The following is a 1,565-nucleotide window of genomic DNA, read 5'->3' as shown; positions in this document are numbered from 1 at the left end:
GGTCCTCAATAGAATGATGGCATGCGCACGCCCGAAATCCGTCCGCTGCAAGACTGCAACGCCGTAGCAACAGCATCAAAGACGGAATGCCGTTCCTTCAACGACCCGCGCACCAAAGCCGCGCGGTTGACTTCGATGCGGGCGGTGACGTCGCGCTGCACCGCCAGATATTGGCGGATCTTGCCAGCCTCATCCCGAAGGGGAACGATGGACCACTCCATCATGAATGTACTGCCATCCTTGCGATAGTTTACGGCAGTGCCCTCCCATGTCCGCCCGGCCGCGAGCTGTGATCGGAGGTTTTCGAATACCGACCCGTCCGTCTCAGGACCCTGCAGGAGGCGCGGCGTCTTTCCGATGACCTCGGTCCGGTGCCAGCCGGTCATTCGTTCAAATGCGGGATTGACGTACACGATTGTAGGACCCGGCCAGTCGAGCTCGGCCGTCGTCACCAGCATACTCTCTGCCGCCGCGTCGATCACCTGAGCGGCATCAATTTCCGTCATCGGATCGAACGCGGCCATGGTCAGCGCCTTGAAGATTGACGAACAATTATCTCGCCTTTCCATCGGGTAGGCAAGCAGCGCGAGGCGGCTTGCAGGCGGAGGCCTCGGCGTTCGTCGGTGCGCCTTTGAAGCACAGGGACATGCTGTAGGGACGCTGGGGCATCGCAATGTCTGGATGGCGCCCGCTTGGCAAGGTGATTTAGGCGATGTTTGAGCTTGGCGGGTCGGGTGCAGTCATGTCTCCGGCCTGTAAGCGCGGTTTGATATGACCGCTGGCCCTGATGTTTTGCGCTCAAACCGATCCCTATCAACTTACCGCGCTTTGCCGCGCTATACGATGCCACGGGTACTTCGGTTCGTACAGTCCATTCCGCTTGTGCCTTCACATCACTCCTTCGTCACGCCGCCAACTTTTGTGCCCAACGGCAATTCGAACAACGTCTTGCTTATTGCGTTGCCAGGTTTGCTTCATAGCTCCCGGCTCTGGTCATGATCGCCCATGCGATGCGCGCCATTTTATTCGCCAGAGCGACAGCCACAAGCTTGAAGGATTTCTTCGCCAGCAAGGCTCTTGCCCAGTCCACCAGTGGCGATTTGGTTTTGCCATTCTTGATGCTGTAGAGAGCCGCATGCGCTCCGACCACCAAGAGCTTTCGCAAATGCCGGTTGCCCATTTTGGAGATCCGGCCAAGCATCGGCTTGCCGCCGCTCGAATATTGTCGAGGCACCAACCCCAGGAATGCCGCGAACTCTCGTCCACCCTCGAAAAGGCCCGGATCCGGAATACTTGCCGATAGAAACGACGCCGTAATCGGCCCGATGCCCCGGATCGAGGCAAGACGAAGACTGACGTCATCCTTGCGATGTATGGCGAGGATCTCCTTGTCGAGTTTGGCAATCTCAGCTTCAATGGCTTTGGTGCGCGGGTCGTTGAAAGAACGGCATTCCGTCTTTGATGCTGTTGCTACGGCGTTGCAGTCTTGCAGCGGACGGATTTCGGGCGTGCGCATGCCATCATTCTATTGAGGACCGAGCAGCCGATGGCGACTTCCGTCCGCT

General features: G+C 58.3%; 1 protein-coding gene and 1 pseudogene. Both read right to left on the bottom strand.

The window, feature by feature from the left end; translation table 11 throughout:
- Positions 1–5: 5 nt before the first annotated feature.
- Positions 6–524: a PAS domain S-box protein gene (locus DTW90_RS36905; protein ID WP_188080198.1), complete on the bottom strand. Its 519-nt coding sequence runs from the start codon at positions 522–524 to the stop codon at positions 6–8.
- 428 nt (positions 525–952) lie between these two features.
- Positions 953–1,417: pseudogene (locus tag DTW90_RS36900) on the bottom strand (IS110 family transposase); the annotation flags it as partial.
- Positions 1,418–1,565: the final 148 nt, after the last annotated feature.

The sequence above is a fragment of the Neorhizobium sp. P12A genome, from assembly GCF_008365395.1.
Taxonomy (GTDB): Bacteria; Pseudomonadota; Alphaproteobacteria; order Rhizobiales; family Rhizobiaceae; genus Rhizobium.
This window is presented reverse-complemented; position numbering and strand designations above follow the sequence as displayed.

Bases quoted from the DNA above. Each gene is read 5' to 3' on its own strand.
- DTW90_RS36905 (WP_188080198.1), bottom strand. From the start codon at position 524: ATGGCCGCGTTCGATCCGATGACGGAAATTGATGCCGCTCAGGTGATC.